20 protein-coding genes are annotated in these 26,943 nt (G+C 41.6%); 8 read left to right on the top strand and 12 right to left on the bottom strand.

What is annotated here, in order from left to right; translation table 11 throughout:
- The first annotated feature begins 249 nt into the window (after positions 1–249).
- A complete protein-coding gene (locus FS373_RS07560) occupies positions 250–1,131 on the top strand; it encodes a LuxR C-terminal-related transcriptional regulator (protein ID WP_144045605.1) in 882 nt (293 codons plus the stop codon).
- Between the two features lie 73 nt (positions 1,132–1,204).
- Here FS373_RS07560 and FS373_RS07565 read toward each other — a convergent pair whose 3' ends face one another.
- Positions 1,205–3,256, bottom strand: coding sequence for a hypothetical protein (locus FS373_RS07565; protein ID WP_144045604.1), 2,052 nt, complete (start codon positions 3,254–3,256; stop codon positions 1,205–1,207).
- A gap of 264 nt (positions 3,257–3,520) precedes the next feature.
- Between FS373_RS07565 and FS373_RS07570 the strand changes: the two genes are divergently transcribed.
- From FS373_RS07570 to FS373_RS07580, 4 genes are all read left to right on the top strand, one after another.
- Positions 3,521–4,735 carry a hypothetical protein gene (locus tag FS373_RS07570; protein ID WP_152829207.1) on the top strand — a complete coding sequence of 405 codons (1,215 nt, stop codon included), beginning with the start codon at positions 3,521–3,523 and terminating at the stop codon, positions 4,733–4,735.
- Positions 4,736–5,219: 484 nt separating this feature from the next.
- Positions 5,220–6,116: a malate synthase gene (locus FS373_RS07575; RefSeq protein ID WP_227992591.1), complete on the top strand. Its 897-nt coding sequence runs from the start codon at positions 5,220–5,222 to the stop codon at positions 6,114–6,116.
- Complete coding sequence (locus tag FS373_RS31865; protein ID WP_227992592.1) at positions 6,064–6,258, top strand: hypothetical protein; 195 nt, start codon at positions 6,064–6,066, stop codon at positions 6,256–6,258. The genes FS373_RS07575 and FS373_RS31865 overlap by 53 nt, the downstream gene beginning before the upstream one ends.
- Positions 6,259–6,555: 297 nt before the next feature.
- A complete protein-coding gene (locus FS373_RS07580) occupies positions 6,556–7,314 on the top strand; it encodes a GntR family transcriptional regulator (protein WP_144045602.1) in 759 nt (252 codons plus the stop codon).
- Between the two features lie 136 nt (positions 7,315–7,450).
- Here FS373_RS07580 and uraD read toward each other — a convergent pair whose 3' ends face one another.
- Positions 7,451–7,966 (bottom strand): 2-oxo-4-hydroxy-4-carboxy-5-ureidoimidazoline decarboxylase, encoded by a 516-nt coding sequence (gene uraD / locus FS373_RS07585; protein WP_144045601.1) that lies wholly within the window; start codon positions 7,964–7,966, stop codon positions 7,451–7,453.
- Positions 7,963–8,892 carry an allantoinase PuuE gene (gene puuE / locus FS373_RS07590; protein ID WP_152829208.1) on the bottom strand — a complete coding sequence of 310 codons (930 nt, stop codon included), beginning with the start codon at positions 8,890–8,892 and terminating at the stop codon, positions 7,963–7,965. Before puuE ends, uraD begins: the two co-directional genes overlap by 4 nt.
- Before the next feature lie 613 nt (positions 8,893–9,505).
- On the opposite strand from puuE, the gene FS373_RS07595 reads away from it, so the two are divergent.
- Positions 9,506–10,870: an 8-oxoguanine deaminase gene (locus FS373_RS07595; RefSeq protein WP_144045600.1), complete on the top strand. Its 1,365-nt coding sequence runs from the start codon at positions 9,506–9,508 to the stop codon at positions 10,868–10,870.
- 394 nt (positions 10,871–11,264) lie between these two features.
- On the opposite strand, the gene FS373_RS31425 is transcribed toward FS373_RS07595, so the two are convergent.
- The 3 genes from FS373_RS31425 to FS373_RS07615 all read right to left on the bottom strand — a co-directional run bounded on the left by FS373_RS31425 (position 11,265) and on the right by FS373_RS07615 (position 17,569).
- The gene (locus tag FS373_RS31425; RefSeq protein WP_227992595.1) at positions 11,265–13,406 is read right to left on the bottom strand and encodes a leukocidin subunit S; all 2,142 of its coding nucleotides are present in this window, start codon (positions 13,404–13,406) and stop codon (positions 11,265–11,267) included.
- A 1,231-nt stretch (positions 13,407–14,637) separates the two neighbouring features.
- Positions 14,638–17,073 carry an Ig-like domain-containing protein gene (locus FS373_RS07610; protein ID WP_194165828.1) on the bottom strand — a complete coding sequence of 812 codons (2,436 nt, stop codon included), beginning with the start codon at positions 17,071–17,073 and terminating at the stop codon, positions 14,638–14,640.
- Positions 17,074–17,299: 226 nt separating this feature from the next.
- Positions 17,300–17,569: a helix-turn-helix domain-containing protein gene (locus FS373_RS07615; RefSeq protein WP_144045588.1), complete on the bottom strand. Its 270-nt coding sequence runs from the start codon at positions 17,567–17,569 to the stop codon at positions 17,300–17,302.
- Positions 17,570–17,897: 328 nt separating this feature from the next.
- On the opposite strand from FS373_RS07615, the gene FS373_RS07620 reads away from it, so the two are divergent.
- Both FS373_RS07620 and FS373_RS07625 read left to right on the top strand, forming a co-directional pair.
- Positions 17,898–18,800, top strand: a complete 903-nt coding sequence (locus FS373_RS07620) for a LysR family transcriptional regulator (RefSeq protein WP_144045587.1) — start codon at positions 17,898–17,900, stop codon at positions 18,798–18,800.
- 491 nt (positions 18,801–19,291) lie between these two features.
- Entirely contained in the window at positions 19,292–19,609 is a 318-nt protein-coding gene (locus FS373_RS07625; protein ID WP_144045597.1) for a hypothetical protein, read from the top strand.
- 204 nt (positions 19,610–19,813) lie between these two features.
- On the opposite strand, the gene FS373_RS07630 is transcribed toward FS373_RS07625, so the two are convergent.
- The 6 genes from FS373_RS07630 to FS373_RS07655 form a co-directional block, all read right to left on the bottom strand.
- On the bottom strand, positions 19,814–20,752 hold the full coding sequence (locus FS373_RS07630; RefSeq protein WP_144045596.1) for a hypothetical protein: 939 nt from the start codon (positions 20,750–20,752) through the stop codon (positions 19,814–19,816).
- A 1-nt stretch (position 20,753) separates the two neighbouring features.
- Entirely contained in the window at positions 20,754–21,779 is a 1,026-nt protein-coding gene (locus tag FS373_RS07635) for a hypothetical protein (RefSeq protein ID WP_152829210.1), read from the bottom strand.
- The gene (locus FS373_RS07640; protein ID WP_144045593.1) at positions 21,766–22,497 is read right to left on the bottom strand and encodes a hypothetical protein; all 732 of its coding nucleotides are present in this window, start codon (positions 22,495–22,497) and stop codon (positions 21,766–21,768) included. Before FS373_RS07640 ends, FS373_RS07635 begins: the two co-directional genes overlap by 14 nt.
- Positions 22,490–25,288, bottom strand: coding sequence for a TcfC E-set like domain-containing protein (locus tag FS373_RS07645; protein WP_144045592.1), 2,799 nt, complete (start codon positions 25,286–25,288; stop codon positions 22,490–22,492). The genes FS373_RS07640 and FS373_RS07645 overlap by 8 nt, the downstream gene beginning before the upstream one ends.
- Positions 25,285–25,767, bottom strand: coding sequence for a hypothetical protein (locus FS373_RS07650; protein WP_144045591.1), 483 nt, complete (start codon positions 25,765–25,767; stop codon positions 25,285–25,287). The genes FS373_RS07645 and FS373_RS07650 overlap by 4 nt, the downstream gene beginning before the upstream one ends.
- A gap of 334 nt (positions 25,768–26,101) precedes the next feature.
- A complete protein-coding gene (locus FS373_RS07655; RefSeq protein WP_144045590.1) occupies positions 26,102–26,617 on the bottom strand; it encodes a hypothetical protein in 516 nt (171 codons plus the stop codon).
- Positions 26,618–26,943 lie beyond the last annotated feature (326 nt).

Here is a 26,943-nt window from a genome sequence, read left to right on the forward strand (position 1 = left end):
AGCCCGATAAAGAGAAACCATATGAAAATTTCAAATGGGAAATTGATCTCATACCAATTGGTGTAAGACTAATTTAGCGAGATAAATGACGGAATAACCCTGTAGGGGTATTGATAACAAGATTATTATTTCAAGAAAAATGGCGATTAAAATGGCACAAGATCAAAGGTAAATTTCAGCTTAAAACTTATTCGACAGATTAATTTAAAGCCAGTATTGTGGTTGAACTATGTTTGACTGGAATACATTTTGAACAAGAATAATTATAACAATATTCAAACTGAATTTGATTGGCAGCACATATTACCTAAGCTCATTTCTAAAATGGGCAGCAAAGATTTTCTTGGTGATTTATCAGCCATACTGCAATCCATATCTCCCTATGGCAGTAGTGTGGTATTTGGCTATTTTAAAGAGTCATCGCCAATTTTACTCTATAGTGATCTGTCCGATAGAGAGCAACACTCTACCTTAGAATTATACCTACGCGGCGGCTACCTGCTGGATCCTTTCTACGGCGCCATTCAGCGAAGTGTACCCGAAGGTATTTATCAACTAACCGAACTGGCACCCGACGACTTTTTTCAGACAGAGTATTATTTAAACTATTACCAAGCCACAAGGCTTAAAGATGAGCAAGGTGTGATCATCCACCTATCCGATGAGGTGTCAGTGGTCATCTCTCTGGGCCTGCGAGACGACTCCACAGACGATATAGATGAGCCTTTTCAAGCTGTCGAACCGATAAAGTTTATCTTGCTCGAGTTAATCCGCAAACACTTCCAGCTATACGACCTACAGTCACTGATAACCGACCAACAATCGGTAAAAGACAAAAATTTCAGCAATAATCTCAACAAAGCCTTCAACAACTTTGGTCGAGAGGTGCTGAGTGAACGAGAACGTGAAATTGTGTTATTTATTTTGAAAGGTTACTCCAGTAAGGCTATCGCTAAATCACTGGATATCAGCCTGGAAACGGTAAAGGTTCATCGGAAAAAGATCCACTGCAAGCTAAACATCAGCTCACAGGCCGAGTTATTCTCCTTGTTTATCGTATCTTTACCTATGCTGGACAAGGATGCCGATGCAGATCCACTCGCCCTGTATCTCAGAAAATTTGAAGATTAAAAGTCTCAAAATTTCACAAAAAGTGCTCTGCCTTGCAGAGCACTTTTGATTATAACTGGATATTTAACTCATACTAGTCGTTGTCTACAATAACTGTTTCAGCGACAAGGCGATCAGCTAAATCACCGGCTATCCATGCAGTGAAATAAAATACTTCATCAGGCTCTTGAATATCATCATCGACACTATAATAAGTAATAATGACTTCACTCACCCCTGCTGGTATATTTAGTACCTTAAAATTAAGTAAATTGACATCATATTGATATGTCCGTGATGCATCAGTATATATCAACTCAACATCGGCACGAAGATCAATCCATACTTGTGCACTATTAGTGAGAAGTTGTATACCTAAACCTGTATTACGATATGTAGCACGATCAAACATCACATGACTCGTATTAAACTCACCCTCCATTATAGTTTGTTTATCAGTTAGCATCTCTTTTAATTTAACGTTATTCTCAGAGTAAGAACCACTAATATCGAGAATGAAATTTTTCTTATCTGCTTGCATTTCATCTAACCAGGCAAATAATTCAATCTTAGTATCATTATCATTATCATCAATTAACGTCAGAACTCTCAATAGTATGCTTTGACTTCCAATTGGAACAACTAAACTCCCATTTGTATTAATGTCGACTACTTTTGGCCAGGTTTTACCGCCATCAAAACTGGCATAAACTAAACTACTGAAATCAATTTTAACAATACTTTCAAAGGAGTTAGAGAATTGTAGCCCTAGAACTCTTTCACTAATTGTTGGTGTCTCTAAGTGAATGTTGAAATAAGCATCGTTACCACCTACAGAACCCATGATATCACCCACTATGCTCTGAACTGGTGGTTCTACTGGATCAACCGGACCTGTAATCTCAGATACCCGCATAGAGTGAGGTTCAGAAAAATCAAGATATTCACCATTAAATGCCAAAACATTGATTAAGTCAGCATTGTCTGTGTCTTTCGTAAAAAAGCCTAAACGGTTGTAAGATAAATTATCAAAGTCCGACAGGATCACCTTCAATCCATCAGGAACAATCAGGTCGACTTCATGGCCACGAATATAGTGAGGCAAAGCATAACCTGAACGCTGGCCTGCAGTTAAGCAGTATTTTTCGTTGGTTATACGACTAATGATACAGGCTTCAGGAAGCCTTTTACTCGGAACAACTAACATTGAATAGGGTGCAGAAAAGTCGAGATACTTGCCATTTCTAGCCTTTACATGCTCCAACTGCTTATTTTCAGTGTATCTATCAAATGAAGCCGTATGATTATTTGGTATACTTCCATCATCACTAAGAACCATTACCAGACCACTGGGTATTTGCAAATCAACTTCATCCCCTTTTATATAAGCCGGTAATGTATAACTAAGCTCACCTGCTGTAAGACAAAATTTTTCACCGGATTTACGGCTAACGATGCAGGCTTCAGTAACTTTCTTCGTCGGAACAACTAGCATAGAATAGGGTGTAGAAAAGTCGAGATACTTGCCATTCCTAGCTTTTACATGCTCCAACTGCTTATTTTCAGTGTATCTATCAAATGAAGCCGTATGATTATTTGGTATACTTCCATCATCACTAAGAACCATTACCAGACCACTGGGTACTTGCAAGTCGACTTCATCCCCCATTATATAATCCGGTAGTGTATAACTAAGCTCACCTGCTGTAAGACAAAATTTTTCACCGGATTTACGGCTAACGATGCAAGCTTCAGGAACCTTCTTCGTCGGAACAACTAGCATGGAATAGGGTGTAGAAAAGTCGAGATACTTACCATTTCTAGCCTTTACATGCTCCAACTGCTTATTTTCAGTATATCTATCAAATGAAGCCGTATGATTATTTGGTATACTCCCATAATCACTAAGAACGACTTCCAGCCCACTAGGAACCAGTAAGTCAACTTCATCTCCCATAATATATTTTGGTAGGGTATATGCAATTTCTCCAGCTTTAAGACAATACTTATCGCTGGTATCACGGGTAATGATACAGGCCTCAGGTATACTTTCAGCATATATAAGAGTGCTATCACTAGCTATAGAAATATTGGAGACCGAGGTTAAAGACATACCAAACAATAAGAGTAAATAATTTTCTTTCATAAGTAACCATTAAATAAATATTGAAAATAATATTTAACACAGTAACAATTAAAAACAAAGATAAATATTTAAACACGCCAACGCATTAATAAAAAAGCAATAATAGTTCATTTTAAAACCAACAGGATACACTTTAGATACACTAATTAAGTATCAATAACCCCTCTACCAAGTAATTATTTATGAAGATTAGTAAATCCTAGCTTTCAATCTAAGTTTCTAATTAGAAAATAACAAATAAAAATTCAATTTATTGGGAAACATATGAATAATCATAAAAGAATATTTCTAAACATTTCTGCCAAAATTTGTTTAATTACAGCACTAAGTGGATACTTATTACCAAATATTGCATCTGCAGAGGACTTAACAGCTAAGATATTAGCATCATCCCCCTACTTTTCTGAAGTGCATGCAAACCTAGATACAAATACCATTTCAATGTCATTTACTAATGATCTTAGTTCATTACCTGGTTTCTATGTCAAAGCAGAAGTGAATACTCAGTACAAAATGTCTTGCAAAGAAGAGAAATGTTTTTATTCTAAAACGAGTGTAACTAGTAATATTAAAGAGGTGTATAAAAGCACCCTTTTATCTTCAGGTGATAAAGTCATTTTCACTATGAAATGGGGTGGTAAAGATGGTGTCATAATCGATACAAGAGAAGTGACGGTTTCCGATTATAATTTTGATTCAGATTATGACGGTGTCATAGATAGTATGGATACAGAACCCGAGTTAAATTCATCCATAGAGACATTTGAACAAATTGGCGCCCAAGCCTGGTTGGACTCTCTTGATAAAGAAGATTTACTAAAAACTAAGGGTAACTTCGCCAAAACGACAGATTATAATAGCTTCATAATTTACGATATTGATAATTCTGGCAACCTGATATTTAATACAGTTTATCCATGTCCGCCAAACTTTGCCTTCTTTGGTGATATAAAAGCATGCCTACCACTTGATAAGGTGCTACCAAACAACGACATTTTTCATGGTGAAGTTTTAAAAAAAGAAGATGCACAGAAAAATTATATCGAAAGCCTTACACCTGAATCTATTGCATTAATTAGCTCTGTTAGCGGTATCGATTATGATTATGATCATGACGGCGTTATAGACAACATAGATTCTGAACCTCAGCTCCATTCTTCCATAGAAACAATGGAAGCCATTGGCGGCCAAGCTTGGCTAGACTCTCTTGACAAAGAAGATTTACTAAACTCCTCGTTCGCCAGAACTACAGATTATAATAGTTACATAATTTATGATATTGATAACTCTGGCAACCTAATCTTTAACCAAGTTAACCAATGCCCACCAAACTTTGCCTTCTTTGGTGATATAAAAGCATGCCTACCATTAAAAGCAATAGCAGATTATGAATTCTATCAAAAAGAAGATGCCCTTAGAGATTATGTAGACAGTCTTACCCCTGAATCTATTGCCTTAATAAATTCAGTTACCCACTAAGTCACATTGGCAATGACTCTCATTAGCTTAGTAAATAAGGAAGAATAATCAGGCTGCCTGTACTTTAACAGGTATGCCTGATTTTATTCATTACCTGTATTCTACCAATGTCCCATCAGCTTTATCGCGATAAGCTCATAGGCTAACTTGTACAATCCAACTGCACAATATCCAAACGATCAACACAGGTAATGACAGTAAGTCATTACTAACTCATATTAAGACACACTCACCACACAAGTCTCAAACCAAGTTAAGTAACTGTTAAAAATGGATTATACCTTATCACCCTAAATTATATTTATTCATTTCATCTAGTTTAATATCCCGTCTACAATGTCGAACGTCTGATGAGATTTACAAGAAATAAATTCCCATGAAAATTTTTATAGTAAGTGAATTTGAGTTAATTAAAACAACCATTAGAAAATGCTTAAGAGTTTCATGAAAGATGCGCTATCCAGGGCAAGAGCATGAGTGTTTAATGGATTTTGCACTCTACTTCTTCCATAACTATCAGACTCGTGCAGAACAAGGGCTGGGAATGTATTACTACATACCTAAGCTCGAAAGCATGGAAGAAGCACAGTGGTGGGATGATATTTTCAGTTTCACCGAAGCCTATTTCAGTGTAAGTACAGGTACGATTAGAGCAACGGTATTGATCGAAACTCTCCCTGCGGTGTTCCAGATGGATGAGAGCCTATACGTAATGCGTGACCATATTGTTGCGATGAATTGTGGTCGATGGGATTACATTTTCAGCTACATAAAAACCTTAAAAAATCACCCAGACCGTATATTGCCAGATCGCCGTGAAGTCGGTATGAATAAGGCATTTCTCAATGCCTATAGCCAACTATTAGTACGTACTTGTCATCAAAGAGGAGCTTTGGCTATGGGCGGCATGTCTGCCTTCATTCCAAATAAAGATCCTCAAGTCATGCAACTTGTACTCGACAAGATGGTTGAGGACAAACGACGGGAGTCTAACAATGGGCACGACGGCACCTGGGTCGCTCATCCACACTTAGTGGTCCCGGCGATGGATATGTTTAACCAGCATCTTAAAGGTCAAATTAACCAACTGGATTTTGACTCTAGCGACATGGGCGAAATAAGCGCAGAGCTTTTGCTGCAGCCATGTACCGGTGGGTGTAACCAAGCTGGTGTGCGGAAAAATATCCGTATCGCGCTCTATTATATCGAGGCATGGATTCAGGGGGTGGGTTGTGTGCCTATCTATGGCCTCATGGAAGATGCCGCAACCGCCGAGATTTCACGCGCGAGTATCTGGCAGTGGATCCATCACGCAGTGAAATTGGACGATGGACAAGTCTTCACCGCAGCGCTTCCGCACTTGGCTAACTCAGGAGCTTGACACCATCAAGGCTGAAGTCGGCGACGCTAGATTCGACTCGGGTTGCTTCCATGAAACGGCGCGCCTCTTCGATGAGATATCTACCTCCGCCGAATTTGCGCCTTTCTTAACCTTGCCTAGTTACCCTCTGTTATTAGACTAGGATTGGAAATAATTCACAACATAGCATCTGACTCTTAATACAATCGGTATAACAACTAGAATAGAGTCAGATGGTAGCTGTGGTGTGATTGCCCTTTAAGCCTTTGTTATTTATCTTCACTTTGCCCCAATCAACAAGTACAATTTCTGATTAGCGCGCGTTTTTGGCTAACTGTATACAAAACTCAATTTTATGCTAAAAATAAAGCTGATAAATTGTGTACAAAACACAGTAAAGTTAACTGAAAAACGTATAATGAACGGCATTTCACCCTCTATCAAAGAATCTGGCAACCTAATGACAAGTCACCTTAAATCGACACAGGTAAAACCCAAATCTAAGCTTTCTAATCAGACTTTGGATGACATCGTTTACTGCCATATTTTTGATGCAATTCTAGAGCAGCGCCTACCGCCTAATACCAAGCTCAACGAAGAAGTGCTGAGTGACATATTTGATGTCAGCCGCACCATGGTTCGCCGCGCCTTACTGCGATTATCTCTGGAGCAAGTCGTCGTTATCCGGCCTAACCGAGGTGCCATCGTTGCCGCACCGACCGTAGAGGAAGCCAAGCAGATCTTCAAAGCCCGTGAAGTCATGGAGTTGGCGATCACTGAGCTGGCTGTAGAACACGCAACCGCCGAACAGATAAAGCAAGTTCGCAAGCTTGTAGCAGATGAGCAGAGTGCATTCGAGAAAGGCGATTTTGGTAGTGGTATCCGCTTATCTGGTGAGTTTCATCTACAACTTGCCGAAATGGCTAACAATACTCCCCTGTTTAATTTCCAACGCAGCCTTGTCTCACAAACATCATTATTGATTGCTCAGTATGAAGTGGGTAACCACATAAACTGCTCCCTGGATGAGCATACGGCGCTGTTAGATGCCATCGAAGCTGCCGACAAAGGCAAAGCCCTTACTTTGATGCAGGAACATCTAAACCATATTCGCTCGAAATTAAACCTCGATGGTGAATCTGTGTCTAAGGATCTCCATGTAGTTTTTTCCAGCTTCACCAATAAGAACACCAACAAAGGTAAGATCAACAAGGCCTAAAGGTTTAAATTCAGTCAGCCTCACTGTTTATTGCGCTCTTGCTGATGATAACTCGTCATAAAAACAAAAAAGGCCATAAAGGCCTTTTTTTGATTAACGCGTTAACATGATGATTAGACTACTTTCCAACAGCGACTCACATATCCTGCAATCGAAACAGGGCTATCTTGTTTATCTCAGCCAAGGCGGTACTGAATTCGGTTTCACTGTCGTTATCTAAGCGCATTTCAAAAGACTCGAGGATTTGATGGCGATTGGCCCCTTTCACAGCCTTGATAAAAGGAAAGTTAAAACGATTCAGATAGAGCTGGTTAAATCGCGTAAAGCGCTCAAATTCCTCTGCCGAACAAAGATCTATGCCCGCACCAGCTTGCTCCGAAGTGGATGCCTGGGTCAGCTCGCCATTGATCGCTGCGCGTCCCGCAAGATCCGGGTGAGCATTGATCAAAGCTAATTGCTTACTCTTGTCGGCTTGCAGCAGTGTATCGGCCATTCGCTGGTGCATAATATTGATGTCGTCTTCATTGCCGGAAAAGCCGGCATCAAACACCCACTCTGCTACCCAAGGGCTGTGTTCATACACATCTTTGAAGTGTGCGACAAATTCGCTTCGGTTCATTTTAGTTGGCTGACAATGTGAAAAGTGCATCATAGTTCCCCCTCCTTTATGCTTGGATGCGGGTGATGCTGGTGCCAGTGCTTGGCAATATCTATTCGTCGGCACAGCCACACCTTATCATGTTGCTTGACATACTCGAGGAAACGCTTGAGCGCAGCGATGCGACCGGGTCGACCGATGAGGCGGCAATGTAAACCAATCGACATCATCTTAGGCGCCGTTGCTCCCTCTTCATACAAGGTGTCGAAGGAGTCTTTTAAGTACTGATAGAACTGCTCACCCGAATTGAAACCTTGCACTGTGGCAAAACGCATATCATTGACATCTAAGGTATAAGGGATCACCAGTTGCGGCTTAGGCCCCTCTTCATGCCAGTAAGGCAGATCATCATCGTAGGCATCAGAGTCATAGAGGAAACCACCTTCTTCAGCCACGATTTTACGTGTATTTGGCCCGGTGCGCCCCGTATACCAGCCCAGTGGCCGCTCACCTGTGATGCGCTCGATGATCTCAATCGCCTTATGCATATGCTCCCGCTCCTCGGCATAATCCATATGTCGATAATCTATCCAGCGGTAACCGTGACTACAGATCTCATGTTTATCTTCCATCATGGCTCTCGCCACGTCCGGGTGACGCTCTAAGGCCATAGCAACGGCAAAAACAGTCAGCGGAATATCATATTGTTTAAACAAACGCAGTACGCGCCAAACGCCGGCCCGGCTACCGTATTCATAAACAGACTCCATACTCATATGCCGCTCGCCCACATAAGGCTGTGCGCCGGGAAGCTCAGATAAAAAAGCTTCGGATTCTGAATCACCGTGTAACACACAACGCTCCCCCCCCTCCTCATAATTGAGCACAAAGGAGACAGCAACACGCGCCTCTCCAGGCCAATGTGGGTGTGGAGGGACAGCGCCATAGCCAATTAAGTTACGCGGATACTCATTATTCATCGAAGGACTCCTTATCTAAACCTAGCCACAAACAAGCAAGCAACAAGCGTTAACCAACAATGAGGCCGATTCGCTTGCTTCTCTGATCTCTGTTTTTATTTTTAAATCTGTTTTAAAAATTGATTGGTTAATCTTGCGCCACACATTGTACAAAATCAACCGTAAAAATGTGTACAAAAATAAAAAGCAAATAAAAAAAGCCAAAACCAAAAGAACTACCACTTAATAATCAATAGGTAATGTATGGGTGAGACTTTAATTCTCAATGAAAAAAGCACATTTATGAAACAAAAAAACATGGTGTAAGGCTTTACTATCCGCTCACGTTGTGTACATAGTTAGCATGACAAGTGAACAATAATCTAAGGCTATGCCGATAATATGGCCATAGATAGCCAACGTCTTCCACTCAGGGATCACCACTGACGCCATAGTCACAGCCTTGCTGAAGCAAACCTACCGGAGCCCGCTTGCGATAGGTCCTCCCTGAGACCGAAGAGAAATATAAGCTAAACCCATGTAATAAGCAGCAGAGTACAAAATAGAATAAACACTAGAATAACAACAGATAAGCCCACTCTGACTGAGTTGGAGGTGGGCTAAGGAAGTATCAATGGAAACAGTATGGCTTAAAAACCCCCTCGCTTTCTACACAGGCACAGATGAAGATGCCCGCGGTGGTGTAGTGATATCCGGCACTAAAGTTGTCGAAATAATTAAACTGGGAGCTGAGCCAACACTAAAAGTCGATGTTGTAGTGGATGCCAGCCAGCATGTGGTTACCCCAGGATTAATTAATGCCCATCATCATTTCTACCAGACCCTGACGCGGGCCTACCCCGACGCACTCAATAAAGAGCTATTTCACTGGCTCAAAACCCTGTATCCCGTTTGGGCCGGGCTCGATGAAGAGATGATTAGTCTGGCAACCGAGGTCGCATTAGTAGAGATGATGATGTCAGGCTGTACTACGGCATCGGATCATCACTACCTGATCCCCAACGGATTAGAGCACGCCATTGATCTCCAGGTCGAGGTGGCTAATAAGTTAGATATGCGGGCAATTTTAACCCGTGGTTCCATGAGCCTCGGCGAAGATGACGGCGGCCTGCCGCCTCGCCATACCATTCAAACTGAACAGGTCATAGTCGATGACAGCTTGCGTTTAATTCGCGAGTACCATCAGCGTAATGATGGCGCCATGATACAAATCGCTTTGGCTCCATGCTCTCCCTTCTCGGTCACAACAGACCTTATGCGTGAGACAGCACGCATTGCTAAAAATGAGAATGTCATGGTGCACACTCACTTGTGTGAAACCATAGATGAGCAAGACTTCTGCCTCGAGCGCTTCGGTCATCGTCCGGTGGATTACCTCGAAGAGGTTGGTTGGTTAAATCACCGCACCTGGCTAGCTCACGGTATTCACTTCAACGACGAAGAAATTAAGCGTCTGGGTCAGGCACAAGTGGGGATAAGTCACTGCCCTACGTCCAATATGATGTTGGCCTCGGGCATATGTCGTAACAAGGAGCTGGAAGCCGCAGGAGTGAAAGTCGGACTCGGCGTCGATGGCTCAGCCTCTAACGACGGTTCTAATATGATAGGTGAAGTTCGTATGGCACTGTATTTACAGCGCTTACGTTATGGGGCTGCCGATGTTACTCACTTTGATGCACTACGCTGGGCAACCCAAGGCTCGGCTCGCGCCATGGGCCGTGACGACATAGGCACCTTAGCCGTAGGCAAGCAAGCCGATATCGCCATGTTCAAACTCGATGAAATCCGCTTCTCTGGCTCCCACGATCCTCTGGCAGCGCTCATATTGTGCGGCGCTCACAGTGCTGACAGAGTTATGATAGCCGGAAAATGGCGTGTCCACGACGGCCAAGTGATTGGACTGGATCTGGAGCGACTGCTCTACAAACACCGCAATGCCGCCAAGCGCCTAGCAGAAAAAGCACTAGCACTACGCTAGTTGTTATAACTCAAGATAAACTGCAGTACAGCCGACACAATGCACTTCAAATTGCGTCGGCTGTACTTAACCACACCGCCATAATATACATGCACAATTAACATCGTTTGATACGAATCAGTATACACATTTTGTTGTTTGAACTTAAAGAAGTGATAATTTCAATTGAAGATAAAGCTTAGCTGGAAATCATAGAAAAATCACTGGTAGGCGTATATCAAGGCTGCAGATAAAAATTTGATTACTTTTAAATAGGAATGTACAAGTAATAAGCTGACTAACTCTACATGTACGTGGCACGCACTCTTAATAAATAATGCATAACCAATCTTATTAAAATAAAAACAGCCCTAGCTAATAAAGGACTGTTTTTATGGTTAAATATTAATGGTCTCTAGTCATTATCAACAATAACTGTTTCAGCAAAAACACCATCAACAAATTTACCCGCTAACCACGCGGAGAAATAGAACACTTCATCAGGCTCCTGAATATCATCATCAGCACTGTAGTAAGTGATTATGACTTCTTTCACCCCTTTAGGTATGTTTAATACCTTAAAACCGATTAAATTTACATTATATTGATATGTTCGAGATGAATCTGTATATATCAACTCAACATCCGCTCGAAGATCATTCCATACCTGTGCAGTATTAGTAATAAGCTGTATACTTAGCCCTGTATTGCGGTATGTCGACTTATCAAATATGACATGACTGGTATTAAAGTCACCTTCAATAATGGTTTGTTTTTCAGTTATCATCTCTTTTAACTTAACAGTATTATTAGAGTGCTCATTACTGATATCTATACTGTATTTTTTCTTATCTTTCTGTAGTAGATCTAACCAAGCGAGTAATTCAACCTTTTTGTTCTTATCATTTTTCCCATCAACTAAAGTCAAAACTCTCAATACTACACTCTGACTTCCGTTCGGCACAACTAAGCTACCACTTGTATTAATGTCGACCACTTTAGGCCAAGTTTTACCATTATCAAAACTGGCATAAACTAAACTACTAAAATCTACTTTTACAACACTGTCTAATGAATTAGAAAACTCCAGCCCTAAAACTCTTTCGCTAACGGTTGGTGTATCAAAATTAATGTCGAAAAAAGCATCATTCCCACTAACAGTCCCAGTGATAGCAGCAACTTGACTTTGAACTGGTGGATCAACAGGGTCAACAGGGTCAACAGGGTCAACAGGGTCAACAGGGTCAACAGGGTCAACAGGGTCAACAGGGTCAACAGGGTCAACAGGGTCAACAATGATCGCAGAAGAAGAGACTCGCATAGAATGAGGTTCCGAAAAATCCAAATATTGACCATTAAATGCCAGAACATTTGTTAGTTGTGAATTAGCTGTATTTTTCGTAAAAAAACCTAAACGATTGTAAGATAAATTATCAAAGTCCGATAAGGTTACTTTTAATCCATCAGGAACAATTAGGTCAACTTCATGACCGCGGATATAATGAGGTAATGCATATCCTGAACGTTGACCTGCTGTTAAACAGTACTTTTCATTGGTAAACTGACTAACAATACAAGCTTCAGGCTGCTTACTGGTCTTGATTACTCTCATCGAGTGCGGATGAGAAAAATCAAGAGTTTTCCCATTTCTAGCTTTTACCCCCTTAAGATCTGCATAAGCCGTATATTTATCAAACACAGCTAATCGGTTATAAGACAGATTATCAAAATCACTCAACATAACACTTAACCCACTGGGCGCCATCACATCAACTTCATGTCCACGAATATAATGAGGGAGTGCATATCCAGAACGCTGCCCAGCCTTTAAGCAATATTTTTCAGCCGTTTCTCGGCTAATGATACAGGCTTCCGGTTCCTTAGTTTTTGCAATCACTCTCATCGAGTGTGGGTGGGAAAAATCGAGGAATTGGCCATTTCTCGCTTTAATATTTTTAAGGTCTGCATATGCCGTATACCCATCAAATACAGCGAGTCGGTTATATGACAAGTTGTCATAGTCACTCAACATCACACTTAGCCCACTAGGTGCTATGATATCAACTTCATGGCCACGAATATAATGAGGTAGAGCATAGCCAGATCGTTGCCCTGCTTTCAGACAGAATTTTTCACCTGTTTTTCGGCTAATAATACAAGCTTCAGGCACCTTCTCTGTAGCAATGACTCTCATCGAATGTGGATGGGAGAAATCCAAAATCTTACCATTCCTAGCTTTAATATTCTTAAGGTCTGCATATGCCGTATAACCATCAAATACGGCGAGTCGATTATATGACAAATTGTCATAATCGCTCAGCATGACACTTAACCCACTGGGGGCTAGTACATCAACTTCATGCCCACGGATATTTCTAGGCAGCGCATATGGAGAACGTTCGCCTGCTTTAAGACAATATTTTTCACCAGTATCACGAGTTATCAAACAAGCTTCGGACGTATTCTTTAATTGTGATGAATCATTGCTGGCAAGGCCAGCTTTAGAAAAAGAGACCAATGAGATCCCCATCATTATTAGTACAGATTTTAACTTCATATATTGCCTTCAGTGTTCAAATTTATTAGTACCTAACAAGTAACTTAGCTATTTCGATCCGACCTTTTAAGTTCGCAAAGAAATAAACCGCAGAAGTATCTAACAAATTTAAAAACAACTGGTAGTAAATAAGTATAAAAACTTATCAAAAATCATAATAATGTTGTTTTAAAAGAAAATGTTCAATACCTGCACTCATCACTATAAAAACAGAAACACCCAAGATACGCACGCACTCGAAAATCATGACATACTAAATATTTATTTTCATTATCAATAACTCAATCGAAATCTGCTCAGCTTAAAATAAAGTTTCACATTCAATACAAGATGGTAAATCATTACGATCAAAATCAATTCAGAGCTTCACACTCAACAGGAAATCGATTCAAAAACCTAACTTTAGTTGTACACTAAAAATAAAACTAGAGCAGTTCAATATAATGGTGGTTTGATATCAGGTGCGTCAGAGTAAACTACTGGATTACATATAGAAAGCCTAGCTCTTATTTCTGAATCGTTCCAATCTACCCACAGTTTCATAAGTGCGGAATTTAAATTTAACTAACAAACACTCTAGGACGTTTAAACCTTATTTAGTACAACTAATAGAGCACTTTACAGCTGTTATATCGTTACATGTAATTTAACCAATAAGGGGCAACATCTCCATTAAATACGAGAGGGGAAGTGCCCCTCCCCCTTAGAACAGACCTCAACTCTATATTCCACATCATATTTATCTTTAGATGAATCAAGCAACTCAAACAGGTCAAGCACCAAATACATGGTTATTGGAAATAATAAATTTCATGACGAAATAGGAAAACGAACAGGAGGTCATGAGGTCAAAGAAAGTGGCATCTGTAATTTACGAAGTGCATCTTTTAACACAACCTTAGCTCGTCACTCGTGGTAGTAAAACCTGACTTTTAGGTTTTCTCAGCCATTTCCCAGGTAGGAGCCCATAAATAGCAGTGACTGCACACTTATCTTCTCAGTTAGCTATAAGCAACTTGATATTTGTTCATTCTGTCCTTTAAGCTCACAACGCATATCCTCTTCAAGCCTGTAAATGGTCAATAAAAAACCAGCGGCATGACACCGCTGGCTTTTCATTTCAAGACTCAATCAAACGACTTGAAGATTAGCCCATTTAAATATGTGTTAGCATAAGTGACACCATTAATCTTGCTTTGCGGCATATTGATGGGCCACAATAAAATCAACGCTACCCTTTAATACATGAAACATAGTTACTATAAGAGACTCCTGCACTGGCACTACCTACACGTCTGACACCTCTTGTAAGATCAACATCATAATGTCCATCTCCTGACACAGTAGATGACCAAAACCAGTCGTTCATCGGCCAGCCCTTCTCAGTAAAGAGTCTGTCATTACTATCATCAACCCCATCAAAGGTATTAAACAACGAAAATAGCTCATTTGTTGTTGGTAACCTCATTCCTTGATTTGTGCAAAAAGTATTTGCGGATGGCCAATTATGCACAACGTTTATCTCTCCCGCTGGTGCTGTATTACCATCCCCAGTGAGTGAACCAGTATAACTAACTCCTTGCGCTTTGGCTTCAGCTAGCGTTAACGGACGAGTAAACGTTAGCCCTCCAGCAATTAAATCTCCAGATCCGATGAACTGACTGGCCACCTCTTTATTACTCGACGCTGTAACATTAGTAAATAAAGCTCGAGTAATTACGATTTCTTCTAGCGTATTGGTAACACCAAAATTTACTACGCCATCGGTGCCGGATATCAAATTTCCATCAACCAGTTGGGCTGTCACACTATCACCGAAAGAAACCTCAACTTCTGCGCCCCCTACTTGATTACCATAATCATCCAGTATGGTAACCTCAAATAAATTCTGCTCACTGCCATCGGAGATAGCTTCATCACTAAGCAACACTAGGCTATCGACTCGCGCCGTATCGATGTCACCGATAAAGTTCACTGTCCTCCACACATAAACGCTAATCCCATTATCCCCTATATAGGTCACGGTTATCTTTGAGTCACCAGATTTGATACTAGTCACCTTGATAGTCGCTAATCCGTTCTCGTCTGTCGTGTATGTACTGCTATCAGGAACCGCATCATTTGTTGTCTCTACAGACAAAATTGCATTAGCGACCGGGCCTGTATCACGTACCAAGGCAAAGTCCAGCTGTACCCTATCAGTCCCATTTGCAACAGCAACTCCACGTACAACATCTACAGTGAGTCCGCCACTGTCAACACAAGTCACATTGTAAGTGTCTGTCCCCATTACATTAGGCGTCCCATTTTCAATTGAGTACAAACCAGCATTCGAACCGTCTTGAGTGATATAAGCTTTACCTGCTGGCCAAAGTTTATTCACTTTAGGGTCAACGGCATCATACATTACATCCATTTCAGCTGACGTAGGTAAACGCCCTCGCCCCCCACAATATGCTTGAGCACCAGCGTAGGTAAATGTGGCTAACTGCAGAGCTGGCGTGTAGCCATTATCTGTATATGACCCTTGATATTCACTAGTCGTTTGTTCAATTTCAAACTTGGTTTTAGGGGCTGAAAATGTCAGTAGACGTTTAGCAGGATCATCCCAATAATCGATATCGGTCCATCTGGCCACTTGGTTGGCATCAAATGCTGTAACCTCAACTATCCCCGTAGCAAAGCCGCCTCGATGGTCTGACACCATGTAACTGACATAATGCTCACCATCGGTAGGCGCCTCAAACGTAAACACGGTATTAGTTAAGTCTGCGGCGTTTTTTGACGCCACATTGGCGGTGTAACTTTTAACTTCGATAAGCTGCAGCTCATCGCTATCGATGACATCTTCGATATAGCCACTGACATCGATATCTACACTGGTGTTTATCTCAACATCTTCATCGTATGCAAAATTTGCTGCCGTAGGCGCATTATTCAAGCTATCCGACACAGCATAATCTAAAGTCCCCATCTTGATGTCAGGCACGCCAGCGATGTTACCTTCAAGAGCATAAACCACACGGGATACACCTTCAGCGGTGGCCTGATAGGTAATAGTAAAATCATCGGTACTTATATCAACTTCGCCATCACCTAACACGCTGAAATCTTCAGATAAGGTATAACCAGCGGGGAAATCAGTTCCCAGAGCCGCTTTGATATCTGTCTCTAACTCTGGATCACCCACCGCCATGGCTATCGAGATAGGAGGCAGTACTGCCGCGCCACCTGCACTACTCGCCACCATGACTTTAGCCCTGGCACGTGTCTTAGTCTGACCCGCCAAAGCAACACTTTCCACCTCATAACCATATTCACAAATGGCCGCGCCTTCAACTGTGACATTAAAGCCCTGACCTAAGATGTCGCTGCCTTCGTCACCCGTTTGTACCTGACCACACTGGCCACTGCCCTGGCTGGATTCGAGATAAACATCGGTCACCTTAGCACCTGCTGTCCCACTCTCAATCAGACTCGACAAATCGACATAACCTGCCTCGTCGGGCGCAACTACATTAAAACCATCACGAGCCGATACCGGCGCCTGCTCAACTACAGGACCTTCAGCGGGAGAATCAGAGCCTGAATCTCCTCCCCCACACGCTGACAACAACAGGCTAGACAGCACCACAGAAGTTAATACATTGAGTTTACCCATTCTCATCCCAGGCCTCCTGATAGCTTGATGTCCATACATTTGAAATGTCTAAATGCATTAAATAGTGCTTGAGTGGCCGCCAGGCCAATGACACTGGTCATGTTAAATCCTTAAATTGTGTTAACTGCACACATCCTTCCCCAAAGCGCTTAACGCTCAGGATGAAGGTGATTGCAATGTTATTTGTGTGTCGCTGTTTCTATGAGCTGCGTTATATACGTAGTGACACTCCCTAGGAGTGCATCGAAATGGCTCGTATCTCGTATCTTGTATTTTCATAGCGCGTCGGCCAGATATCCTGAGGTTTCATCTCCAAGGCTTCAGCTATAATTCGCTCCCCCTTAGTCCAGGGGCGGTCCAGCGCCTTACTCAAGGTTCCTGCCGCCAACCCCGCCTCTAGCGACAGTGACTTGATGGTTAGCCCTTTTTTATGCAGCGAACAAACGATATCCAAGCGGTGCATATCGACAACAGTGTGACTTTCTACATGGGCTGATTTCATCTCTGGAACCTCATTTGTTAACTAGAGCATCTACCGCACATTTTGAGCGGCCCGCAGGCAACGCTTACTGACTTAATTTTTATATCGAACAAAACTAAAATCTAAATATACGATCGAAGATTATTGCTTGATCTATTAAATAGATCTAACATCCAAGCTTTGTTTCACCAAGGTTTCAAATGAGGCCAATCTGCACATTTCATACTTAACAATGATTAATGAATGTTTTAATTACAGCTACTGTCGAAACATTACAGTTGACTGCTATAATTAATATTGATTCAACATTGACACCACATAGATAAATAATGGAAAACCAATCGCTTATATGAATGACTTACCCAGTTTTAAGAACCTCGTTTACTTGGTTAACCTGCACCAAGAGCTTAATTTTCACCGTGCAGCCAAAGCATGCGGAGTGAGTCAGTCGACCCTGTCTACGGGAATTAAAAACCTGGAGGATATGCTTGGCGATAAATTACTCGAACGTCACGGCAATACATTTACTTTTACTGCGATTGGTGAAGATGTAGTGCAGAGGTCAAGGAAGTTACTCGCTGAAGCTAATGATATGGTGTCGCTGGTCAGGCAACAGGGGAATGTAATGACCGGCAATGTTCGATTGGGTTGTATCTCCAGCATAGCCTTGTTTGTGCTCAAGAGTATCTTTAAACACTGTGATGAGGCCTATCCGGACCTAAACCTGACGATTAAAGAGGGCAGTACTGATGAGCTTATCGAGGCGTTAACCAAGGGCGAGTTGGACATGATATTTGTGGCTCAACCGGTAGACATAGGCCGTCACCATTATATGAAACTGGGAATTGACCCGTTTAAGTTTGTTGTACATCCAGACCTTGCCGAGCAACTAGGCGAACCACTGGACTACCAAAACCTCCCAGACGAAAGTATCTACCTGCTAAAAGGAGAAAGTAGCATGTCAGAGACTGAACTAGGCCCTTTCTTTCTCGATAATAAAAAGAAATTTAGCCATCAAAGCGCCACGAATCTACAAACCTTAGCCCTGCTCGTCGATGCAAAAGTCGGCGCCATATTCCTGCCTCAAATGGCCATCGATTATGGCCTGATTAAGCACTCTAATGCGGTTGTGATGCAGCCACCCGGCGAAGCACCCTACCGCGAAATAGGCCTGATGTGGCGTAAAAGCTCAATCAAGGTGGCCACACTGAGAACTCTGGGACTGGCAATACAGAAACTGAGATACAACTAACGTCCAGTACCCTTTTTCGGCACCCAATAAAAAGACCAGCAGCAAGTGCTACTGGTCTAATAAAACCGTCAACCTATTTCAGGACGGGACATTCTCCAGATACCCTTGCCTGAATAAATCGAAACTCAACCAAAGCCAAATCAAACAAGTGGCACCAAACGAATAACACAGTCGCACAATGTCAGAGCAAACTGGCCGCATAACACTCAAGAAATGCAGCGAGAACCAAAAAAAAACCAAACATTCAAAAGTGAGATAAAACCAAGAGGAGGATATAGATCTCATTTTTAAATATTTTTTAAATAATACGCAAAAAAATCTAAAAATATAAAGCACCCTAAGACATGATCAAATTAAGATAAACCCGAAGATGTCAAATATTTGTCGCGACATTTTCGTATCCTGAGTGTATCTTTATTTTAGATCTTGGATTATAAATAAACCTGAAGTTACGACAATGTTGAATCAAGCAGATAATTTACGGGTGAACTATGAAGAACACAATTCTATTATTAACACTACTTTTTACAGCAGCCCAGGCGAATGCAGGTAACCAAGCGGTTTTTCAATGGTCGGGTACGGTTCCTATGGCACATGACTGGAGCTCAAAACCCTTAAATATCACAGAGAATTATTGGCAAAAGGGATTAAATCTACAAACTAAGTTTATCACCATTGAAAATCAGACCGAAGTTGCCAGAAATATAGTGATTAGCATAGAAAAAATAATAGATAAGAATAAATTCAAAGTTGCAAGCTATAACACAGATGCCAGAACCTATAAGTTAATAATAGAATCAAAAATATGAACATTCATAATTATCGGTATTTTCAAGATAATTAAAAATACCTTTTCTTTATATGGATATATTGAAATAACAATCATTTAATTGGTACTAAGACTCACTCAACTAAACCATACAATCAAAAACGGTCAATAACTTAAGTCATTGACCGTTTTTGATTGTAAATGAGCATTATCAGAAGCTACCTATAAGCTTGGCATCGAGGTTTTATCTAATAGGCAGGCTTAATTTTTCCTTTGGAAAAACAAACTTATTGTTATCTACTCTGACTTTAATCCAAGGATTGAGCACACTCAAGGCATCGATTGTTAAGCAATGTTCCTGAGCAATTAAATGTAACCAAGCCCCTTGTACGATCACATGGTCCTCTAGATTCGCACTATCCATACCTAAAACATCCTGGACATCGAAAACATGTTCACAATGGCCATAGCTATAGAACCTTTGATAAATATTACAGTCATTAGGCTCATACACCTGATCTATATTATCCAAATCAGTCATTGCTATGGTGGTTCTACAAGTTTCAGATGACTCCTCTAGCAAAGCCACAACCGCGGGAGCCGTGACTACAGGAGCAGGCTTGGACACAGCAGGAGTAGGCTCGACTGAAATCTCAACAAAATCATAATTGGATACATGCTGGTATTTGTTTGACTGACCAAACAGGTACTGTACTCCTATGGCTAAGGTATAGCTGTCACCACGAGACTCACTTACCGGTTCCTGGTACCAACGATAGCCTAAGTTCACTTCCCAGGATGGAGTCAGCTGATACTTAACACCTAACCCAGCAAACAGGCCATCGCCCTCATCACGATAACCCAGCTCAGAGTACAGAGAATACCCCTCCCCTAAGGAAAACGTAGGCCGCATAAAGGCTTCAACAGCCTCAGAGTTGGCCACACCATCATGTAAACTACTCACAGCCACACCTAAATCAAGATACTGATTAAGACGGTAACCAGTTCCTGCACGCCAATACAGATTGCTCTCTTCAGCCTCTTTACTTAAGCCCAAACCAGTGGCACCTTCGATAAACCAGGCTCCAACTTGATCGGCTGAACCGGTATCACTCTGTGCAAATGCCTGAGGTGCGAGTCCACCCAGACCAACAAGCAGCAGTGCTGCTAACCTCTTATTCATATTATACATCCGGTTCAAAAATTAACGTAAAGGTGTCAGTGTAAGAACCTACCTCAAGTGGATCTAGCGGGACTGAATTAAACTCAACATCAATTTTAAAATTGATGTTGTTCACCTCAACTCCAGACACTTTTAAGCTAGGATCACTAGGGTTGCTGACGACCCCCTCTTCGACTAAGTATTCGCCATTACTACAGCCAATGCATTTAATACTGTAAGGGATCTCTGACCCAGAATTTCTCAATATGTAATCATCAGAGCTATTTAACATCACTTTCATACCGTCGCTGAAAAAGCCGCTGGCAGTCACATCAAAGCTGGTTTTGGCCGACACAGTGTCGGTGCCTACGCCATAGACAGTTTTCATCTCTGACTCACCAGTTAGCTCCACCGAGGTGATATAGGCCGGAGTATGATCAATTTCCAAAACAAACGGCTGACTGTCGATAAACTGAGTTTTTATATCGCCAAGGTAATACTGATAAAACTGACTGAGCGACACACTGCCGCGATAAAGACCTGCATCTTCCCCATCAAAAGCATCGGCCAAATCAGTCTCGTCTATACTAAATATCGGACGGATAAAAGCGTAGGGCGTCACGACCTTAGTACCTGTGGTTAATATATTTGGAAAAAGGCAACTACTCCCTAATACAGTAGCGATAGGTGGACTCCAGGTGCCGCAAGAAGAACCACCAGGAACAGGGTCGCCTGAAGTAGGGGCCGCAGAGCCTGTGTGGTATTCAAACCCCTTGAACGTAATCGGCACGACGAAATTAGTACTAGCTGAACTCATCGTAATACCAGTTGGTATCGTTCCGACAAAAGCCCCGGGGATCCACTTAGCAGTAGGTGTTAAGCCATGTGTCGGCGTCCAGAACGAAGGCACCATGCCATCACCGCTGCTACTGACAATGGCATTATCCCAACGAACAACCCCGCCGGTAAGATCCACGTTCAGGGTCGATGCCCAGCCATTCGATATACTAAAAAGTAAGCTTACCAGCAGCAGATTAACTCTTTTCATTATTCGCATCCCTGATCACTACACGCATGTCCTTTAATTTATTACCCGTAGTGCGAACTTCTAGATTGAGCTTACCCTTATTCATATCAGGCTGAAGCTCCATCTCGAAACGGCGACCGGCCAGCACCTTAATGTTCTTGCGGCAAGTATCATTCAACGTGCCTTCACAATTGTTGACACTGATATTCAGGAACGTCTTACCTTTGTTATATACCACAAGCTTATTATCAATATAACGGGTTGAATAATTGAGCTTATCAGCCTTACCAGGGACGATAAACAAGGGAGCAAAACCCACCGCCATCTGCACCGCTTGCTCAGGACGCACTGATTCATCAAAATAAGGCGTCGGTACTACGGCAAGCTGGAAAACTCGATCAGTATCGCTAACACAATCCGGTAAACAGCTCAGTGACACCTTAAGATCTTTCTCAAACCCCGGATTGATCACGGTGCGCGCCGGACGTACCGTGAGTTTCCACTGGTCTAAGTTATCTCGTGTATAGGGAGTCTTTACGATCTCACCATCAACCATAGTGAGTTCATATATACCGATATTGAGAAATATCTTCTTACCCTCAGTGTTGGTGACGGTAAACACACCTTCGCTATTTTTATCAGCAACTTTAAACATAGAGCTGACCTGAATCGCTTCGGCTGACTGGATACTGATAAACAGACCCAAGACGGCTGCTAAAACATATTTGATATTAGGCATCGTTACCTTCCTCATTTTCTAAAAGAGTAAGCAAGTCCAATTCGCTGTCTTTGATTAATACATAAGCATCCAACTCTTGTAGCAGCTGACGCTTTGCTGATGTTAAGTTAATATCCGTCACATAAATGTACTGCTCACCGGCAACGGTAACGCTGGTAAATATGACGTTTTGACTGTTAAGGCGCGCGATAACATTTTTCGCATCTTTACCTACGGTAAACTGTCCCAGGTATACTAATGCTTGCTCTAAGTTATCCCCCTGTAATAAATAAGATGTTTTCTGCCATTTATCACGACCAGTCTGCTCTAACCCCGGCAAACAGAAGCCCTTAAGCGTATTCACCTTAGTGTCGCTGGCCTTACCTTCGTAGATACACAAGCCTTTACGTGAAATAAGACGGAAATCAGCATTCTTACGATAGTTAACTCTGAACACACCATCGTCAGACAGAGGTTCGGCGCTGATACAGCCATCACCTAAACACTGCACTCTGGATATAGGGTTACCGAAAATATCATCCAGTACCAGGATCTGACTTGCCAGTTCGGTAACATCTGCAGAAACATTAAACACAGTACCAGGGTGGCTGAATCTGTGATCTCGCCCTCGCTGGACTTCAACGTTGTCTCCAGATGCATCGAAGTCAAAATCGAACGCCGAGTACTCTTTTAACGGTAGCAAAGATACTTCATCGGACACTGTCACCCTGCGGTTGTAACGGCCGTCTTTACTCAAACCAAGCTTTAACTCGGGAGAGAAATCTTCATCCTGTGTCAGGGCACTAACCTGAGCATAACTGCGTGACTTATCCTTAGTGAACGACAAGCCACTAGATGACAATACCTGAGTGCTATTAAAACCAGCTGACAGTGTTTTTTCGCCTCTGTCATTTGTGTAGCCATAACTGTTAGCGGTGAAATAGTCGTTGTCACCCGAAGCCGTTACCGAAAGATCACCCATCACAGAGTTATCATTGAACACATGCGCGCCCGCCGAGGCATTACCACGCCAATTATCACCTTGATAATCGCCCCTTAGGTAATTTACATTGCGATCGAAACCATCCTGATCGACATACAAACTGCTCTGAGCCGATATACCACTATCACCGAACGGCATGGTCCAACTTAGTGATATGCGAGAATCCACATCAGTAACACTGTTATCCATATATTCGGCGTTAACACTTAAACTACCGGCATCGAAACTCTTTGATAAACCGGCAGATAACGACCAGAGTTCAGACTCACTCTCGACCACAGCACTAGCAACTTTGACAACATCTCTAGAGGTATAGTACGCAGCCCGTAAGAAACCATTAGCCCCCATGACCTGACCCGAAATACCAACCCCAATGTCTTCGAAACTGCGCATGCCATAAAGGTGGCTGGCCATTCGGTACTCAGTATTTTGAGCATCGTATTCATAGCGACGATAGTCCAAGAAAATCCCAGAATATGACAGACTGCCTCTCTGATAAAAGTCATCAGCATTAAGAAAGCTACCATGAACAAAATCCAGACTCAGAGCTTCATTAAAGTAATAACTTCCACCAAGTTGAAGATATTGCTCATCAGTCCCTATGGTTGCCGAACCACCAAAGAGAAGCGCTTCGTTAAATCTATAAGTGCTACTTGCCTTAATAATATTACGGTCGTAATTGTCATAATCCGCCATCAGAGAGTCTTGATTTAAAGGAGAGTCTCCAAAATCAAAGTCTTCTAAACGGCCCACACCGAATACATAGTCAAACTCACCCACAGGAATGGAGAATTGGTTATTATTCACCACCTGACGACGCTCTTTAAGTACGGTATTTCCTGAAACCTTCAAGATAATTGTGATGTCATACACACCTTTTGGCAGATCTTCATAACTGAGGAATTGTTGTCCCTCATCTACCACCTGAGTCAAGATCAAGCGATCGTCTCGATAAACCTCTAATTGCCCAAGCTGAGGTGCATAAAAATAGATCTTTTGCTGACTATCCGCACTGCCCTTAATCAAGTTCCTGCTGGAACCGACAAAGGCACCATCTAATGCCATTCTGGCACCAGTATCGAACATATCGGTCGAATTAAAAGACAGGTTATAGCGACTACGACCCGCCTGCAGGGTATGGCCTGAAAAATCTAATGTATAAAGACCTGAATAGAGATCAAACTCATTACCTGGTGTGTGATATTGAGTATCGAAAGTGAGATACCCCAAAGGCAGGCCAATTGTGGTGTAATTCGACATGGAGCCGCTATTTCTGCCATCAAAATCGGTATATCCATAGAGGCGAGTCGAGTTAATCAACGCATTACTCTCACTAAATGCGCTCTGATACTCGACCTCGGCCAGCTCAGCTTTAACCGATGTCGATGGCACAAAAATTCTTAGCTGACCATAATCGAAATCAAACACATAACCAGCATTGTCAACCTCAGGTGTCACCAAACAGCGAGCCAAATTCCCTGTACATGACTCATCGGTGGCAACCCCAACAACTAACTGCTCGAGAATCGCATCCACTGCAGCAGATTTAACCTGACTTTCTAAAAAATAGCTTTTTAACTGCTTGTAGGCACTGCTATCACTCTCGACTCTAAACGTATCGTAACTGGCTAGCCCCTTAACTAAGGTACCTTCACCAGCTCCCACCACCACCACGTTGATTTGTTGTTGAGTCTCATCGAAAAAATCCGAAAATTCACCGGGGAAATAATTTGTTTCAGCCAAAGCACTGGCAACACCACTGAGTGTCAATGGCAGTGCAATCAATAAACATGTACTTAGGCGGCTCATATTTTTAACCTCGCATAGACACTCAGGGTTCCGTTACACACTTGCTCGCTATCGGTTTGCGCTAGCGTAGGATAAACCAGAGTAAATTTATGCTGACTAGTTCTTAAACCATTGTTTGTGGTTTGAAAAGACATCGCTGGAGTCACGTCATCAACGACAAATGGAGTATCGTCAAACAATGTGCTAACAGCCAAAGGAGCACCATCACACTGATGATCTGAGCCCATTAATTCAATCTCATAATCTTCAGTGTTTGCCATCGGACTGGAAATAGTAAACCCCATATCTAAATCGTTAAACCCTTGGTTTTTTGTGTCATATAAAGCGGTAAATATTTTTTTATCGGCCTCAATAGAAAGTTCTGCTGAATTACTGTTTTTTACAATATCAACATTTATATTGACACTCTTAGTTACTGTCCCAGCACTTACGCTAGCCGTAAAAAAAATCAATATATAAAAAAGTAAACTTGAATACATTTCAGTCCCTACATTTATTTCGAATACTTCAATATCAATATATTTTCAAGTATTAATTTTAGATTTAAGTTGAACTTTAGAATTAAATAAAACCAACTTGAAAATAAATAAAACAATTTAAAGTGAAGACAATATATTAAGCCATGTTGAGCTTATCCACATTCAAAGTAAATAATTCACTCTACGCGACACTCAAATCTATTGACTAAAAGCTACAACTTAAAAAGCCGGATATAAAGATATAACATCTAGCATCCGGCATTATCTACTTACAAAGGCTTAGTTCATAATCAATAAAATAAATAGTTATGAACATAGCATCTGGATAATTAAATTAGATTGCAGCGTCAGAAATCAAAACTGTCGCCTGAACAACAACTTCATCACCTTCAGCAACACTAGGCATACCAGATGCACCAGTTTCTAGAGTCATAATTACTGACTCAGCAGCAGCAGTGCTAGTATTTTTAACAAGAGCGCTTGAATCAACCATCACAGAGAACTCTTCAGCTGTATCTTCGCCAAGTAATCCACCACCAGAAGAGAACTTAAGGTTAGTTAGTGCGTAGAAGTAATTGGCTTGAGCACCAGTGCTGTCTTCTACATTGAAAGAAAGCTCAGAAGATGATGAAACAGTTACTGCTTTAGTAGTCTCGTCGACTGCAAAAGTAAGTGTACCGTCATTGTGGCCAACAGTACCTGTATCAACAATAACCAATTCAGGGTCAATAACATTTGCAGCAGCAACAGTACCAGTCCACTGGAAGTTACCTGTAGACTCAACAGCTACTGCATTACCTGCCAACATAACTAGTGCACTGATTGTTGCGATTTTGAATACGTTTTTCATTTTAAAGCTCCGTAAAATAATAATTTGTTGAAGTTCTTCTTTCGAACTGGAGCCAGTATATGCTTTTGAAAAACGCAATTTGTATCACGAAAGTATCGAATGAAAAGCGATTTCATCTACAGTGTAAATACCTTGTAGTATGAAATAACGAAATCAGCTTTCATCTTGCTATAAAAACCTTCCCCTTTTTAACAATGCTTTTAACTGTGCCACCCATGTTAATTACCCCTCATTTACTTTGCCTTCAAACTTAATAGCTCTACCATTACCAGCTCAAGTTTGTTGACTTGCTATAAGTATCTAGGCTTCTCAAAACTGCTCTATAT

It is taken from the genome of Shewanella sp. YLB-07, assembly GCF_009377275.1.